Here is a 14715-nt window from a genome sequence, read left to right as displayed (position 1 = left end):
TTGGTTGTCATTGCATCAGGTAGTTTAACTTTTAAACCGGTTAACCATTGTAACCTGCTATTAAACCTGATGAAAAAATTAGTTATAAAAGATATTGCCGAACAATTGCAGGTGTCAAAATCAACCATTTCATTTGTTTTGAACGGTAAAGCCCGGCAGCATGGCATTAGTATTAAGCTGGAAAATAAAATATTAAAGTATGTTGAAAAGGTAGGCTACCAGCCAAGCCGGATTGCCGTGGGGCTTAGTACCGGCAAAAGCAAAACAATTGGGATGCTTGTTGAAGATATTTCGGACCCATTTTTCTCTTCAATCGCCCGCGTTGTTGAGCGGTCGGCCCTCTCATCGGGTTACAGGGTTATTTATGGCAGTACCGAAAACGATACCGTACAGGCTATCGACCTGTTGCAGGCTTTTCGTAACCATAACGTAGATGGCTATATTATTGCGCCGCCGCCCGGGATAGAAAATTATATCCAGGAACTGATAACCGATGGTTTTCCCGTTGTTGTATTTGACCGCGACCTGCCCGGCCTTAACTGCGATAAGGTGCTGATTGATAATTTCGACGGTGCTTTGCAGGCTGTAGAACACCTGGTGGCCCGGCAGTTTAAAAATATTGCCATGGTTACCCTGTTATCGAGGCAAAACCAGATGGAAGAGCGCACCAACGGCTATTTAAAGGCGATAGATGATGCGGGACTGGCTAAAAAGATTAAACAAATTCCCTACGACCTGGAAAAGCCAAAATGTGTCGAGGTTATCAGGAAGTTTTTAGCGGGCCAAAAAACTATCGATGCGGTTTTTTTTTCCACCAACTACCTTGCCCTGAGTGGCATAGAAGCCATCAGGCAGCTTGGGCTGCGGGTTGCCGAAGATATAGGCATTATTGTTTTTGATGATAACACCAATTTCGAATTATTCAGCCCCTCCATTTCGGCTGTTGCCCAGCCTGTAAAACAAATAGGGGAGCAGGTAACCCAAATAATGCTTAACCGCCTGCAAGCAAACACCCAGGCCGGTTTTGAGCGTGTAGTTTTAAAAACCAGGCTAATAACCAGGGAATCGACAGTAAACCAGGTACCGGCGCTCGTTAAATAGTACAGGTAAGGAAGAATGCCCATCGCTACCAAATCCTCTACCCCCGCGTTAACAGGCATTTTTTTGACTTTTGACTTTTGACTTTTGACTTAAACCATGGCGTACGCCGCCGATAGAGGCGGCGCCAGGCTTTTTGTTCATACTGCACAGGCCTTATTCACATTGGCCGGTATCCACGCCAATCCTTTACGCGAACTGCCGGGTATACAAAAAACTCCCGGATGCAATTAAACATCCGGGAGTTTTGTCCTCCCGATAGGCAGCGGCAAAAAGTAGTTATAAACTGCAGGCATAGCCGCCGGGGATTTGCTTTTTTTCCTGATTTCTGTTAGCTTTAGCATAAGCTTAAAACTACTGCCTGAATTATCATAAAAAGTATCATGAAAAAAATTTTAATGAGCGCGGTTGCCTTAACCGTTTTCTCGCTGTCGATCATCTTATTTCAAATAAGTTGTAAAAAAGATGTCCTTGCCGATGTAACGTCAGGTTCGTCGTCTATCAAGGGACTGTGGATTGGCACTTATACCACTGATACACATCCCGACCTTGGCGAGCAATATTTCAGCTTGATTATTAAGCCTGACGGCACCATGATTGCCGATACCAAGGGCGAGGCACAGCAGCATTTAGCCCCCGGTACCTGGACATTAAAAGGCGACACCCTTACCTGTACCTTTACATGTGTTTATGGAATTGCCTCCAATATCGGGATAACCGAAACTGCCGTTGCCGTTTGGGATAAAACCACCAAATTACACGGCATATGGAAAAATTCTCCTACCCCTATCGGATCAGGAATTATTACCTTGACTAAGGTTGACTAAGGGTAGATGCGAGATTCTTTGATCCTGGTTAAAAATGGCGTAGGCCCGCAACGAAGTTAATTCTTTATCAGGTAGTCCGTCTTAAACTACGTAAAACTACCTACGTAAATACCGTATTTTAACGGGCATAACCGGTAAAAATATTATTGATATTTATTAAAACATTTAATACGTATCGTCATAACCTTAAACCAGATTAACATGCCCGCATTACCTCTTATCAAACTGAACAGCAAAGGCCAGGCTGTAGAAAACTGGCAGGATTTTTTAATTGGCCAGGATTTATTAGACGAACCTTCTGACGGGGATTTCGGCCCTTTAACCTTAGCTGCTACCATCGCGTTTCAAAAAATGGCAGGCCTGCAGCCTGATGGCGTGGTTGGTAATAAAACCTACGGCGCAGCCATGCAAATGGGCTTTAATGGCGTACAGGACGATAGGACAGGCAAGGAAGGCGCCAACTGGCCGCCAAAACCCGATTTTAAGCCATTAGTAAGCAATGCCGAGCGCCAGGCTGTTTTTGGTGAGTTTAAATTTGTGGCCGATCCGCAACCGGGCGACAAAGAACATATCAGGGTAACGGATAACTGGGCAAAGGATAATATTATTATGGTGCCGGTGCCGCAATTAAAAAACATTAGCGGCGGTTCGCATATTCAGTTTCATCAACTGGGGGCCAAACAACTCATTAAACTCTGGGCAGATTGGGATCGGGCAGGTTTGCTCCACCTGATCCTTATTTGGGACGGATCATATAACCCAAGGTTCGTTAGGGGTAGCACCAAAACTTTAAGTAACCATGCATTTGGGTCGGCGTTTGATATCAATGCAAAATGGAACGCCTTCGGTTCGCAACCTGCATTGGTAGGCCAAAAAGGATGCGTGAGGGAGTTGGTAACCATAGCCAATGACAACGGTTTTTATTGGGGAGGACATTTTACCAGACCAGACGGAATGCATTTTGAAGTGGCCCGTATTCTGCCGTAATTGCTCTTTAGCCTTTTTAAGGCAGTATTTAACCTAAACCACTGCCTTTAGTACATGCCTTGTGCCGGCTCATTTTTGCTGCACAAACCCTGGCTCAAGGGAAGGCATAAAAAAGCTGTCGCTTACCGGCGACAGCTTTTTTGCTTGGCAAAAATGTGCTTAAGCTTCAATAAAAGCCAAAAGGTCTTTATTAATGGTGTCGGCTTCTGTGGCCGGCATACCGTGAGGGAAACCCGGATATGAAATCAACGTGCCGTTTTTTAATAGTTTAGCTGCCTTTGCACCCGAAATAGGGAAGGGGACAATCTGGTCGTCTTCGCCATGCAACACCAAAACAGGGATGTCTACGCTTTTAAGGTCTTCGGTAAAATCTGTTTCTGAGAAAGCTTTGATGCCGTCGTGCTGTGCTTTTACGCCGCCCATCATGCCCTGGCGCCACCAGTTGTCTTGTATGCCCGGTTTTATATTGGCGCCTTCGCGGTTATAGCCATAAAATGGTACGGTAAAATCTTTAAAGTATTGGGCGCGGTTAAAAGCTGTGCCCTGGCGTATCTCATCAAATATTGCCATCGGAACACCGTCGGGGTTGCTGTCAGTTTGAACCATCAGTGGCGTAACCGCGCTGATGAGTACTACTTTGGACACACGGCCTTTGCCCAGGTTGGCTGCATAATGGATAGCTTCGCCGCCACCTGTTGAATGGCCTATGTGTACGGCATCTTTTAAATCAAGGGCCTCGGTAAGTGCGGCCACATCGGCTGCATAGGTGTCCATATCGTGTCCGCCGGCAACCTGGGTAGATCTGCCGTGACCGCGGCGGTCGTGGGCAATCACGCGGTAGCCTTTTTTAAGGAAAAACATCATCTGCGCATCCCAGTCATCGCCAGATAATGGCCAGCCATGATGGAATACCAGTGGTTTTCCTGTACCCCAGTCTTTGTAATAAATTTCGGTTCCGTCTTTTGTGGTGATAGTGCTCATGTTTTCAATTTTTAAGTGATGTATTTGTTTTGTGATACAAATGTGCAGCTTTTTGGGTTTAGCTGCACTTGATATAGATTAAGAAATGAAAATTTGTGTACGAAAGTTATTCTGTATTTAGCGAAAGTATTGTGTGCCGGAAATGTACGATGGCGGACTTGTGATTATAAAAATCTATCCGCCTGTCGTCTTATTCATTTCCATTTTGCTACACGCTAAAGAGCCATGGTATTAAATTAAGAAGAACAGAAAAACAAAAAAGGAGAGGCTTACCTACCCCTCCTTTTCATTTTTATTAATAACCCGGATTTTGGTACATCTTAACGGGGTTAAGTTTGTACTCATCAAACGGAATAGGATAATAACGGTCTTTTGTACTAAAGTTGGCTACCTGGGCCAAACCGAAGTCGGTTTGTTTTTTGGCTTTAAAGTAAGCTACCAACTCATCGGTAGTAAATGTACGCAGCAAATCAAACCAGCGGTGGTGCTCAAAGGCCAGCTCAACACGGCGCTCATGTAAAATAGCCAGCTTAAGTGTTGGGTATCTTGAAGCATAATCGCTATTGGTCATTGATACAGCATAGGTTGGCATGCCTGCACGGGTACGCACCTGGTCTAAGAAACCTGTAGCAGTTGCTGCATCGCCCAGGTAATTATTAACCTCGGCAAGCGACAGGATTACATCGGCATAGCGCATCAAAATCCAGTCGTTACCGCCATAGCCATTAACACCGGCAGCGTTACTAACATCCCTGAATTTGGTAACAAACCAATCTTTAACAATAGGGTCGTTAGCGTATTTAACAGAAAAGGTCATTCGCGGATCGTTAGTTTCGTACTCATTGATCAAATCGTGGGTAACGTTATATCCCGCGCCAGATGATGGTTTTTGCGAGTTGATGGTTTCGCCTTTTGCCTGGAAATTGGCAGCTATTGCTGAACTGTAGTTAAGATCACCCTGGATGTTCACAATCTGGAAAATCAGCTCCGGGCAGCTTGTTTTCTTGCTTACGTCAAAAACATCGGTATAAGGTATGCTGTTTAAATCGCCAAAATTACGCATGTTGTAAGCAGCCATTAAGGCAGCTTTGGCGTTGTTTAAATTAGTGGTTCGGTTAGCCTGATCTAAAGTTGTAGCCATGGTAAGGTATGCCTGGCCCAACAGGAAATTAGCGGCCGCTTTTGATACCCTGCCGGTTGGCGCTTGCAGGTTTGGAAGCGGGCTGTTAACAACGTCTGTTAAATCGGCTATTATTTGCTGGTAAACCGCATCCTGCTTTACCCTGAAAGTTGAGGCGGCCACATCGGCGGCAGATGATAGTTGTTTGGTTACCAAAGGTACATCACCCCAAAGGCGCACCAGTTCAAAATAAGTAAATGCACGCAAGAATTTGGCCTCGGCAGCATACTTCAACTTTAAGTTATTATCTGGAAAGCTAACCTGGTCAATGTGCGATAACACCACATTGGCGCGGCTAACAGTGGTATACAATGATACCCAGTGGGCTTTTAAATAAGTATTGCTTGGCAATATAGAAAAGTTGTTGAACTGGAAAGGCTCGCCCGCGTTTGACTGGTTATCGTTAGTGCCGGTATCATCCGAACGCTGATCTGTCCACAAATCGCTGCCCTCGCCAACATTGTTACCGCTGCGCATTGATTGATAAATGCCGTTTACAGCCAGCAACACGTCGTTGGGTGTTTTGTAGCTTGCGTCAACGGTTACGGCGTTGGGGTCGCTTTCATTTAAAAAGTCTTTTTTACAAGACGGGCTTATGGCCATAACCGCAGCAAGGCAGGCGATGGCTAAAAATTTCTTATTCATTTTTATATCTCTTAAAAAAATTATCAAAAAGTAACGTTTACACCTAAGTTGTATGACCTAACCAGCGGATAGGTACCATAATCGATACCAGGTGCAAGGTTGGCTGGTTGCGTGTTGTTTGATGCGGCACCAGAGTAGTTATAATCTACATCGGGGTTATAGCCTTTATATTTGGTTATAGTAAACGCGTTAACTACGCTTGCAAAAACACGTGCCTTGGTAAGGCCCAAAGTGTTTTGCAAAAAGCCCGGCAGGGTGTAACCTAATGTTAAGTTGGTACAACGCAGGTACGAGCCGCTTTGCAGGTAAAAGGTTGATAAACGGGTACTGTTACTTTGCGTACCGGCACGTGAAGCGCGGTAAAACGAGCCATCGCCCGGGTTTTCTGCATTCCTGTACCTGTTGGCTACGTTGGCGTATTGATTGCCCGAGCCTTCACCATTATACAGGTAATAGTCCTGTCCGTCCAGAATCTGGTTGCCGTATGATCCGTTGAAGGCAGCGCTTAAATCAAAATGTTTATAAGTACTGTTCAATGCAAAGCCGTAAGTAAATTTGGCATATGGCGAACCGATAATGCCTTTATCGGCATCGTTTACAATACCATCGTGATTGGTATCAACAAACCAGAGGTCGCCTATTTTAGCAGGGTTGGTTTGTGAGGCAGACGGTGCGGTTTTACCTAAATTATCGGCAGTAATTATACCACCAACTTTAAAGCCATAAAACATCCCAATTGGCTGCCCTTGTGTAGTGATGCTGGTAAGGTATGATCGCTCCGCACCGTTAATAATCAGGGTGTTGTTTGATGGCAGCTTAACAACTTTATTGCGGTTTAATGAAATATTACCGCTTGCACCAAAGGTGAAATCCTTATTGTTAATGATCTTTCCGTCTACCTGGAAATCAAAACCGCCGTTACGGATTTTCGAGTCGCGCAGGTTGGTCAGGATAGTAGTACTGCCCGAAATTGCCGAAATTGGCTGGTTATACAACAGGTTGTATGAATAACTCAGGTAATAGTTGGCAATAATTGAAAGGCGGCCTTTGAACAGGGAGATATCGGTACCAAAGTTATACTGCGAGGTAGTTTCCCAGCTTAAGGTATTATCTTTTATCCCACCCGGATAGGTTGCTGTTACAGCGCTGTTACCATCAAGCACAGTGCCTGTAGGTGTTGCCAAAGTTTGTTGTATGGCGTAGTTAGGGATATTGAAGTTACCGCTTTTGCCCCAGCTTGCGCGGATTTTAACAGTTGATTGATCGCCAAGGAAGTTATGGTAAAAGTCCTCGTCGGACAAATTCCAGCCGGCAGCAACCGATGGGAAGTAGCCATACTTATTTGCCGGCCCAAAACGTGATGAACCATCGGCACGGAACGATGCGGTTAAAAAGTATTTACCTGCGTAGTTATAGTTAGCACGGCCAAGGTATGATAACAGCGTATATTCACTTTTATAGGCGTTGTTTAAAGAAAAGTTAGCCGCCAGTGCACCCTTGTTTGATATTTCGGGAATTGCATCATTTTGGAAGCCGTTTGCTTTTACGCTGATATAATCGGCAGAGGTAATTTGCGCGGTGTAACCGGCCAGGGCGTCAAAATGGTGCTTGCCAATTTGCTTGTTGTAATTTAAGGTAAACTCGGCAAGCCTGTCAACAGTTACCAGGTTTGAAGCCTGCGCATTAGCGGCCAAAATTGATTGTTGTGATCCCGGAGGGAAAGCACCACTGCTTAACGTTGTTGGATAATAATAATCATACTTCTCGGTATAGGTTTCGGTACCCATGTTTGTTTTAAAATCAAGGCCATTCAATATATGGTACGTAGCGGCCGCGTTATAATGGCCACGGTAGCCTTTCCTGTTAATTTTAATACGCTCGGCAAGTGCCACCGGGTTTTCAATACCCTGGTAACCATATTGGGTTGAACCGGCAGCTTCGGCATTGGTTGCTAATGAACCATCGGCATTATAAGCAGGCAGGTAAGGCATATAAATAAGCGCGCCAAGAATTGGGCTGTGGTCAAAACGACCTTCCTGTGTTTCCTGGTTGGTGTTTTGGGTGTAAGCTACATTGGCCGCAATGTGGATGCGTTTGCTTACATCGCCATCAATATTTGCGCGGAAGTTATAGCGCTGCTGGCCGGTACTTTGAATAATACCCGGCTGGTTTTGGTAAGAGCCACTCACATAGTAACGGATATCACTTGACGCCCCCGAAAACGACAAGGTATGCTTTTGCATAAATGTGTTACGGTACAGCTCGTCCTGCCAATCGGTATTTACGGTTTGCTTAATGGGCGTTTGCGTTGCGAAATTATACAAGCCATCGGGGATACTTACGCTCCCGGTGTTACCAACATTGGCTACACGGGTTGCATTCGGGTCAGAATACATGGCATCATTCCAGGTATGGCCGGTGTTTACCCAAAGGTCATGATAGGCGTTGTTGCGACCATCTATTACCAGAAGTGCAGCCTGATCGGCATTCAATAGTTTTACTTTGTGGGCCAGCTGGTCAATACCGGTTTGCACATCGTATTCAAAACGGCCTTTGCCCTGTTTACCTTTTTTGGTAGTGATTAATACCACGCCGCCGGATGCGCGCGAACCGTAAATAGCGGCCGATGCAGCATCTTTTAATACGTCGATACTTTCCACATCTTCCGGATTAATGTAGATGTCATTTGATGGGTAACCGTCGATAACGTACAAAGGATCAGAACTGGCATTGAAGGAGCCGATGCCCCTAACCCTGATTTTGGGGCTGGTATATGGCGCACCGCCTGTTTGCGATACCTGTACACCCGATACCTTGCCAACAAGCGCCTGCCCCAATGAAGGAGAAGAAAGATTTAAATCGCTTGATTTTACGCTGGCAACCGAACCGGTAACATCGCTTTTACGGATGGTTTGGTAACCAATGGCTACAACCTCGTTAAGCATGTTGGCCTGTGGCACCAGTTTAACATTTATATTGGCCTGGTCGCCAACGGTTATTTCCTTTGGCAGGTAACCAATAAATTTAAAAACCAGCACGGCTCCCGGCTCTGCAGCAATGCTATATTTTCCGCTCACATCTGTTGATGTACCTTTATTGGTGTTTTTGATCATTATTGATACACCAGGCAGGGGTTGGTTGGTTTCGTCGGTTACGGTACCGGATACTTGAGTTGCCTGGTTAACCGCAATTTTAATAAGGGTTGCAGCGTTTGAGTTAAACGCGGTTGCCATGATCATGAGGCAGGTAAAAGGTTTTAGCAAAAACCTTCCAAAAAGATCACGGATAATCTTTTTATTCATATTTTTAAAAGTTGATTGTTAGGAAATGACAGTAAAGCTTTCGACCGCTTTTTTAGTTTTTTGACAATTATTCCGGGAGCCGTGTGAATGTTAGCGCATTCACCGGTTTCTATGTTTTATCGCCGGCTATCGATGTTAAGTTTAAATTAATGTTACATAGGCATTTAAATTAAAATACATGGCAGATTTTAATATTATCATAATAATCATTGCCTTGTGATAATATAATATTAATTATAGATTATTAATATTGTAGTAATGGCAACAAAATTAAACCAGCTATCTTAACACCGGGCTACTTAAACGTTAAGTTTGTATTAATAAAAAAGGCAACCGGGTGTACGCCGGCGCCTGTAAGCTGGTACATTTCGCCGGTTTTTACCAGGTTGTTTTAGTGAAATTTACATTGCTTTTTCGTGATGATGTTACCGCAATTCCCCTTTCATCGTTGCCAATAAATGAAAATCCTTCCAGCTCATCGGCCCGGTTAATATCATCAACCTGGCTAATTACTACCTGCTTACCAGCTTCTATCGATTTTTTGAGGTCAACGTAGGTAAAACGCCATTGCCGTCCCTCAATTTTATTTTGGATAAGCACCAGCACGCCTTTATCGGCTATCCAGTGCAGGTTTTGCACCCAGGGCGTGCACGTAAATTTTTTGTAAAGCACACCCGCCTCTTTTGTGTTTGCTGCTTTTGCCAGCTTCTGCGGATCATATAATCTTACCTCGTTTCCATGGTCGCCATAATCGACGGTGGCCACATACCACTTATTATTATATTTAACATACTCGGGGCGGGTGCCTTGTATACAGGCGTCATCATCAATGGTATTGAGCAGGCTGGCATCAAGCGTACCGGTGCTCAACAGTGCTTTCCAATCAACACAATAAATAACAGCTTTCCATTTGGTACCCTCGGCGTTAAGGCGGATGGAGTTACCTATAAAAGTTGGGCCAATGCCGTTATAGGCTATCCCGGTAGGGTGGTTAATCACATCCTGCCCGTTTTTGGTAAGCTTTACTTCTTTATGCTGATAAACCAGGCTATCGCCCTCCATTTTAAACTCACGGATTATGCCTGCTTCGCGGTCCCCGTATAAAAATATGCGGCCGTTTTGGTACGATATCCCCTGACAAGCGCCCAAAGAATCGATAGTGATTGAGCGTTGGAGCTGATGATCAATATTGCCGGTTGTCAGGCTTCCGATACCTAATATTACAGCGACTATGGTTAAAGTAATTTTTTGCATATGTTGAATGTTTATCGTGGGTCAAGTGGCTCGTCGGGATCAATTTGTTTGGCATCTTCAACCGGGTAGTATTCAACCTCGGTTTCCGAGTTCCGTTTGGCCAGTTTGTAAGGCACATAGTTCAGTTCCTTTTGGCAGCGGGCATCCATCGTCATAATAAAATCGGTTTGCGATTTATCTGTTACCACAATACCGGGCTTATTGGCCGGAATGCCGTATTTATAAATAAGCCGGGCGCTGTTACGCATATTGGTAGTAGTATGGCGGGCGTGTGGTTCAATGATGATGGCATTTTCGGGGATATGCAGGGTTTTCACCAGGTAAACCTTCATCTCTTCGGCTTCGTTATATTTTGTTTTGTATGGATGTACTTTGCCGCCGGATACGATGATGAACGGAGCTTTACCCAATTTATATTGCTGAACAGCCAACCTGCACCGCAGCATGCCTTCGCCGCTTAAAGGCGATGTCAAATTGTCGGGCCCGGCGCCGGGCACCAGGATGTTTGAGTACGGATAACCGGCCCATTTAATGCTTTTTATCCTGTTGACTGCAGCCTTATTCGCCCCAAATTCCATAGGCTCGTAGTTGGCAGGATTCTGCCGCTCATTTATCTGCAGATAAAGCAATGCAGCCTGCATCGATGGCTCAAAAAACAAACGCGTGTTTTTAACGTCGCCAATTAAGGTAGCAGTAACATCGTACATTAAAGTACGATAAGCCTTTGCATGAACATTGTAACTGATAGAATCTATTTGCGGATAATTAGGTTTTTTCCCTTCGGCGTATACCGCAATGGTATAATTAACACTGCCGGCATCCTGCTCCCAGGCCTTCTGCAGGAGCTCGACATTGGGCAGTTTTTTATATAAGCTATACGCGCCGGATGGAATCAGCTTTGTTTTTACCAACTTGTCCAAAGCGTTGCCTGGTTTATAAAGCGCGGTAAGGCGCTCAGTTACTAACCGAATCTCATCGTCTGTAAGTTTCACAGCAGCGGTTAAGCACGATGCATCGCCGCAATCGGTAAGAGATGTATTAAGCCTGCTCAGTTTTTGTTGCGCCAGCTGCGCCAGTTGGGCATCGTTTTTAAGTAATAAACTTACCTGGTTATCCTGCTCAAAAAGGGAAAGCAAGTAGTAGTTTTTAACCTCCACGTAGTCGGTTGATGCTCTTTTAATACCGGCAGCCAGGGGCACCTGGGCATAATTGCTTAACCAGCTAAGGCACAACAGCGATAATACTATAAATTTTTTCATAGGCGTTTTTTACAAAGCGTAAAGAAACCCCTCTTAATTAAACTTAAGATTAACTCCAGGTAACAATCTTATAGATGGTTTGGGTACTGGGAGCAAGTAAAGTATTACGAATGTAAATAGTTGGCCAGGTTTGGAGTGGTCGCGTTGTGATTTGCTTTCATTGTCTGCTACACCCTCACAAACCACTTCCCATTAAATTTATAAACAACCCGCTTGCTGCCAACCTTTCCATCATCCGATACTACCGGCATCGAAATGGTGCCCGAGGCTTTATCATAATCTATGCTGAATTTCTGCTCGCCGTTCAACTCGTCGACCTTACCGCATATCAACACGTTTTCAAGCGTTTTGCCTGTTTGTACCAGTTTGATGTTATCGTTAACCCTGCCGTTCTCTATTGTCATAAACCGGAGGCTGTACTCGGTGAGCAGGCCGCCAAATGCTATGCGTTGGGCTATGTAGTAGGTTTTGCCGCCTGCAGCCAGGGTGTTAATTTTGTAAATGGTATAATCGGGCACCAAATCATACGGAGGCTTCACATGCCTGGCCAGTACCTTGCCGTTAACCCTGTACTGGTACACATTATTAAACCAGGGCATCGACCGCCTCCTGTTCCTGTCGTACGAGTAAATGCGCAAGTTGCCATCGTCCGAGGTCGAAATATATACCGCGCTCGTTTCGCTCAAATTTTTAAACGGGTAACCGATAGTTTTGGGCAGCTGCCGGGTATATTTCATCAACAGCCTTTCAAAAAGTTCCATCCTGGCTTCCTTTTGATCATCGGTGTACCGCTCCGGCACATTTTCGTAGACATCGGCCAGCTTCTTGTCCACAGCGCTCAGCGTCTGGCCAAAACAACGTGTTAATGTAAGCAGGAACAGTAAGGTTAGGGATAGTCTCATGGGTTTAATGGTGATGTTAATAAACGTAGTTGTTGGGGAAATATTTTGGGGGTAGGGCAAAGAAGTCATAATAAAATTGAATTCATAGTTATTAATTAAAAAAAAATATTTTGATGATTTTATGCAATTATTATTAACTTTGTGTAATAATGAGAGCGAGAAAAAAAAACAGGCTGGAAAAAACGCTAAAAAAACTTGGCGGAGGTAAATATGAAGTCGCATTTCAAGAAGAAAGGCTATTGGAGTTTCGGTCTATACAGAACGATTTTCAAGATTACATAACCCAAACCTTTGCTTCATATACTCAACATTCTGAAGCGCGTAACAGCATATGGGAGCCTGAATTTTTGATTGAAGGGCAGGGTTTACGATCTAAGTTATTGTATAATAGAAAGGTTTCTGATCGCCTTGATGATTTATTTAAAGTTATTCTATATGAGGATCCAATATATGGATTTCATGATGCGGCTGTAGCGCAGATAGCCGGATTTGAAAAATTTGTTGTTCGTCGTACCGAAAAATCAGTTAGTAGTTTGGGCGAAAAGGAACAAAAGCTGATTCAAAAGATTCAACTTTCCATTGATTTTTACCGAGCGAATAATACCCTCTATTTATACAATGCATTTAAAAAAGCACTTGCTGAATACTTTGTATGGCTGGAACATAAAATCCATAAAAGCACTTTATTCATCATCTATTTACATGGGATTTTAGAGGGTGCTGGCAACTTGGTAGATTTCCGGGAATTACTTCGGACTATTATGCACTTTCTATGCAGACGGTTGGACGAAGAAAACGATGTTAACCAAAAAAACAGTAACCCATTAAGTAACTTTTTTTATTGGTCAACACGTGTAAATCATGAATATAGAAAATATAGCAGTAATTATCAAGGACTTAGAAGAGGTTCTTGTATCTACAGAATCGAATCTCAGTGAAAGCAATTTAAATAAAATACGCCGAGCAAAAGAAAGGCTAGAAGAAACAATAAAGCATCAATCCCTTGTTGAAATTAGCGAGGAGGATAAAATAAACTACATCCAGATTATCGTGATGGTTATCGAAATCATCAGAGATATCTCAGACCATTGGAAATAATTATGAATATAGGAAAAGCAATCAAAGAACTGCGATTGGAGAAAAATCTAAATCAAACGGAGCTAGCTAAGCAATGCGATTTGACACAAACTTCGCTGTCACAGATTGAGAGTGGAATAAAACGTCCCAATCCTTCAACCTTAAAAAAGCTCTGTGATTTTTTTGAAGTACCGGAAGCCGTGGTTTATTTGATTGCTACCGATATAAGTGATGTCCCTGAACATAAACGCGAATTATTTGAAAAACTATTTCCAAATCTTAAAAAGGCATTGATCGATATGTTGATCAAGTAAAAAAGTTCCAATAAAGAATTATAATCGATGATATTCCCGTCCCCGCGAGGTCTTTCGGTAGAGGCCCCCGCGGGTGTACAAAGCTGGTCGTAATCCCAAAGCCGTGTTGATGCGAGGGGGGCGGGAACCTCAGGGTCCTCTACCGAGAGATGCGAGGGGACGGAATGCATGGCCGATGCTATCTTTTGATGATCCTCCTTGCAATTAACAATCCCCCTGCGATAATTATCAACCCTCCAACAAATACTCCAAGCGCCAGCCTTTGGCGTTCCGTAAAAGTGAAAATAAAGATAAATACAAGTGCCAAAAATGGAAGAGAAACCAGGACGATATTAAAAATTGACCAATCGGATGTTTTAACAATTAAATATATTTTGGCGATTAAAAAGAATGAGATAAAAATGACAAACCCCACCAGGAGTTGAAAAACTAATTTTGATTCTAAAATATCACTCATTTTTATTTAAGATTTAATTTAATTTTTTTGTCCCCGGTGACGTTTCCTTCCCGTCCCCGAAGGGGCTCTCGTAGAGGGGCTGGCGGGTGTACAAAGCCGGTTGTAATCCCAAAGCCGCGTTTATGGAGGGTGTTCGGGTAATTAGTTTAAAAGTTTATCGGTTTCATCAAATTCGTATCTGTCCAAAAGTCGCGATAATCTGTTATCTTCACAAAATCATGCGGTTTTTTTAAAGTAATAGAATAAGAATAGCCGGTGCCTGAATGTTGCCGGTAGCTAAATCGATTTTTAGCTGCTCCTATAATTTACCACGATGTTGTGTTATAACCGTTTTCGCGTTAAGGACTGCAATGGATACCGGCCGCGGGAGAGGGCCTGAGTGTCGGACGCGCCTAATGCCTTGTGCGCGTATGAATGCAAGGCCTGGCCCCA

At 43.8% G+C, this 14715-nt stretch carries 13 protein-coding genes; 6 read left to right on the top strand and 7 right to left on the bottom strand.

Going from position 1 to position 14715, the window contains the following annotated elements; all coding sequences use genetic code 11:
* Window positions 1–69 precede the first annotated feature (69 nt).
* The 4 genes from PQ469_RS19850 (at window position 70) to PQ469_RS19835 (ending at window position 2912) form a co-directional block, all read left to right on the top strand.
* Window positions 70–1101, top strand: a complete 1032-nt coding sequence (locus PQ469_RS19850; RefSeq protein ID WP_274209241.1) for a LacI family DNA-binding transcriptional regulator — start codon at window positions 70–72, stop codon at window positions 1099–1101.
* Window positions 1102–1197: 96 nt separating this feature from the next.
* Entirely contained in the window at window positions 1198–1332 is a 135-nt protein-coding gene (locus PQ469_RS19845) for a hypothetical protein (RefSeq protein WP_274209240.1), read from the top strand.
* A gap of 149 nt (window positions 1333–1481) precedes the next feature.
* Window positions 1482–1925, top strand: a complete 444-nt coding sequence (locus tag PQ469_RS19840; RefSeq protein ID WP_274209239.1) for a hypothetical protein — start codon at window positions 1482–1484, stop codon at window positions 1923–1925.
* Between the two features lie 201 nt (window positions 1926–2126).
* Window positions 2127–2912: a M15 family metallopeptidase gene (locus PQ469_RS19835; RefSeq protein ID WP_274209238.1), complete on the top strand. Its 786-nt coding sequence runs from the start codon at window positions 2127–2129 to the stop codon at window positions 2910–2912.
* Between the two features lie 159 nt (window positions 2913–3071).
* Here PQ469_RS19835 and PQ469_RS19830 read toward each other — a convergent pair whose 3' ends face one another.
* From PQ469_RS19830 to PQ469_RS19805, 6 genes are all read right to left on the bottom strand, one after another.
* Window positions 3072–3893, bottom strand: coding sequence for an alpha/beta fold hydrolase (locus PQ469_RS19830; protein ID WP_274209237.1), 822 nt, complete (start codon window positions 3891–3893; stop codon window positions 3072–3074).
* Window positions 3894–4188: 295 nt separating this feature from the next.
* A complete protein-coding gene (locus PQ469_RS19825; RefSeq protein ID WP_274209236.1) occupies window positions 4189–5718 on the bottom strand; it encodes a RagB/SusD family nutrient uptake outer membrane protein in 1530 nt (509 codons plus the stop codon).
* 23 nt (window positions 5719–5741) lie between these two features.
* Entirely contained in the window at window positions 5742–9020 is a 3279-nt protein-coding gene (locus tag PQ469_RS19820; protein ID WP_274209235.1) for a SusC/RagA family TonB-linked outer membrane protein, read from the bottom strand.
* Window positions 9021–9398: 378 nt separating this feature from the next.
* A complete protein-coding gene (locus tag PQ469_RS19815; protein ID WP_274209234.1) occupies window positions 9399–10274 on the bottom strand; it encodes a hypothetical protein in 876 nt (291 codons plus the stop codon).
* Between the two features lie 11 nt (window positions 10275–10285).
* Entirely contained in the window at window positions 10286–11533 is a 1248-nt protein-coding gene (locus PQ469_RS19810) for a YdcF family protein (RefSeq protein ID WP_274209233.1), read from the bottom strand.
* 167 nt (window positions 11534–11700) lie between these two features.
* Window positions 11701–12435, bottom strand: a complete 735-nt coding sequence (locus PQ469_RS19805; protein WP_274209232.1) for a hypothetical protein — start codon at window positions 12433–12435, stop codon at window positions 11701–11703.
* A 149-nt stretch (window positions 12436–12584) separates the two neighbouring features.
* On the opposite strand from PQ469_RS19805, the gene PQ469_RS19800 reads away from it, so the two are divergent.
* Complete coding sequence (locus tag PQ469_RS19800) at window positions 12585–13373, top strand: hypothetical protein (protein ID WP_274209231.1); 789 nt, start codon at window positions 12585–12587, stop codon at window positions 13371–13373.
* Window positions 13374–13535: 162 nt separating this feature from the next.
* Entirely contained in the window at window positions 13536–13826 is a 291-nt protein-coding gene (locus tag PQ469_RS19795; RefSeq protein ID WP_274209230.1) for a helix-turn-helix domain-containing protein, read from the top strand.
* A gap of 178 nt (window positions 13827–14004) precedes the next feature.
* Here PQ469_RS19795 and PQ469_RS19790 read toward each other — a convergent pair whose 3' ends face one another.
* Complete coding sequence (locus tag PQ469_RS19790) at window positions 14005–14283, bottom strand: hypothetical protein (RefSeq protein WP_274209229.1); 279 nt, start codon at window positions 14281–14283, stop codon at window positions 14005–14007.
* Window positions 14284–14715: the final 432 nt, after the last annotated feature.

Source organism: Mucilaginibacter sp. KACC 22773, from assembly GCF_028736215.1.
Classification (GTDB): Bacteria; Bacteroidota; Bacteroidia; order Sphingobacteriales; family Sphingobacteriaceae; genus Mucilaginibacter.
This window is presented reverse-complemented; position numbering and strand designations above follow the sequence as displayed.

What these genes read in the sequence shown, in the direction of transcription:
- PQ469_RS19850 (WP_274209241.1), top strand. Translation starts at nt 70, where the DNA reads ATGAAAAAATTAGTTATAAAAGATATTGCCGAACAATTGCAGGTGTCA.
- PQ469_RS19845 (WP_274209240.1), top strand. Translation starts at nt 1,198, where the DNA reads ATGGCGTACGCCGCCGATAGAGGCGGCGCCAGGCTTTTTGTTCATACT.
- PQ469_RS19840 (WP_274209239.1), top strand. Translation starts at nt 1,482, where the DNA reads ATGAAAAAAATTTTAATGAGCGCGGTTGCCTTAACCGTTTTCTCGCTG.
- PQ469_RS19835 (WP_274209238.1), top strand. Translation starts at nt 2,127, where the DNA reads ATGCCCGCATTACCTCTTATCAAACTGAACAGCAAAGGCCAGGCTGTA.
- PQ469_RS19830 (WP_274209237.1), bottom strand. Translation starts at nt 3,893, where the DNA reads ATGAGCACTATCACCACAAAAGACGGAACCGAAATTTATTACAAAGAC.
- PQ469_RS19825 (WP_274209236.1), bottom strand. Translation starts at nt 5,718, where the DNA reads ATGAATAAGAAATTTTTAGCCATCGCCTGCCTTGCTGCGGTTATGGCC.
- PQ469_RS19820 (WP_274209235.1), bottom strand. Translation starts at nt 9,020, where the DNA reads ATGAATAAAAAGATTATCCGTGATCTTTTTGGAAGGTTTTTGCTAAAA.
- PQ469_RS19815 (WP_274209234.1), bottom strand. Translation starts at nt 10,274, where the DNA reads ATGCAAAAAATTACTTTAACCATAGTCGCTGTAATATTAGGTATCGGA.
- PQ469_RS19810 (WP_274209233.1), bottom strand. Translation starts at nt 11,533, where the DNA reads ATGAAAAAATTTATAGTATTATCGCTGTTGTGCCTTAGCTGGTTAAGC.
- PQ469_RS19805 (WP_274209232.1), bottom strand. Translation starts at nt 12,435, where the DNA reads ATGAGACTATCCCTAACCTTACTGTTCCTGCTTACATTAACACGTTGT.
- PQ469_RS19800 (WP_274209231.1), top strand. Translation starts at nt 12,585, where the DNA reads ATGAGAGCGAGAAAAAAAAACAGGCTGGAAAAAACGCTAAAAAAACTT.
- PQ469_RS19795 (WP_274209230.1), top strand. Translation starts at nt 13,536, where the DNA reads ATGAATATAGGAAAAGCAATCAAAGAACTGCGATTGGAGAAAAATCTA.
- PQ469_RS19790 (WP_274209229.1), bottom strand. Translation starts at nt 14,283, where the DNA reads ATGAGTGATATTTTAGAATCAAAATTAGTTTTTCAACTCCTGGTGGGG.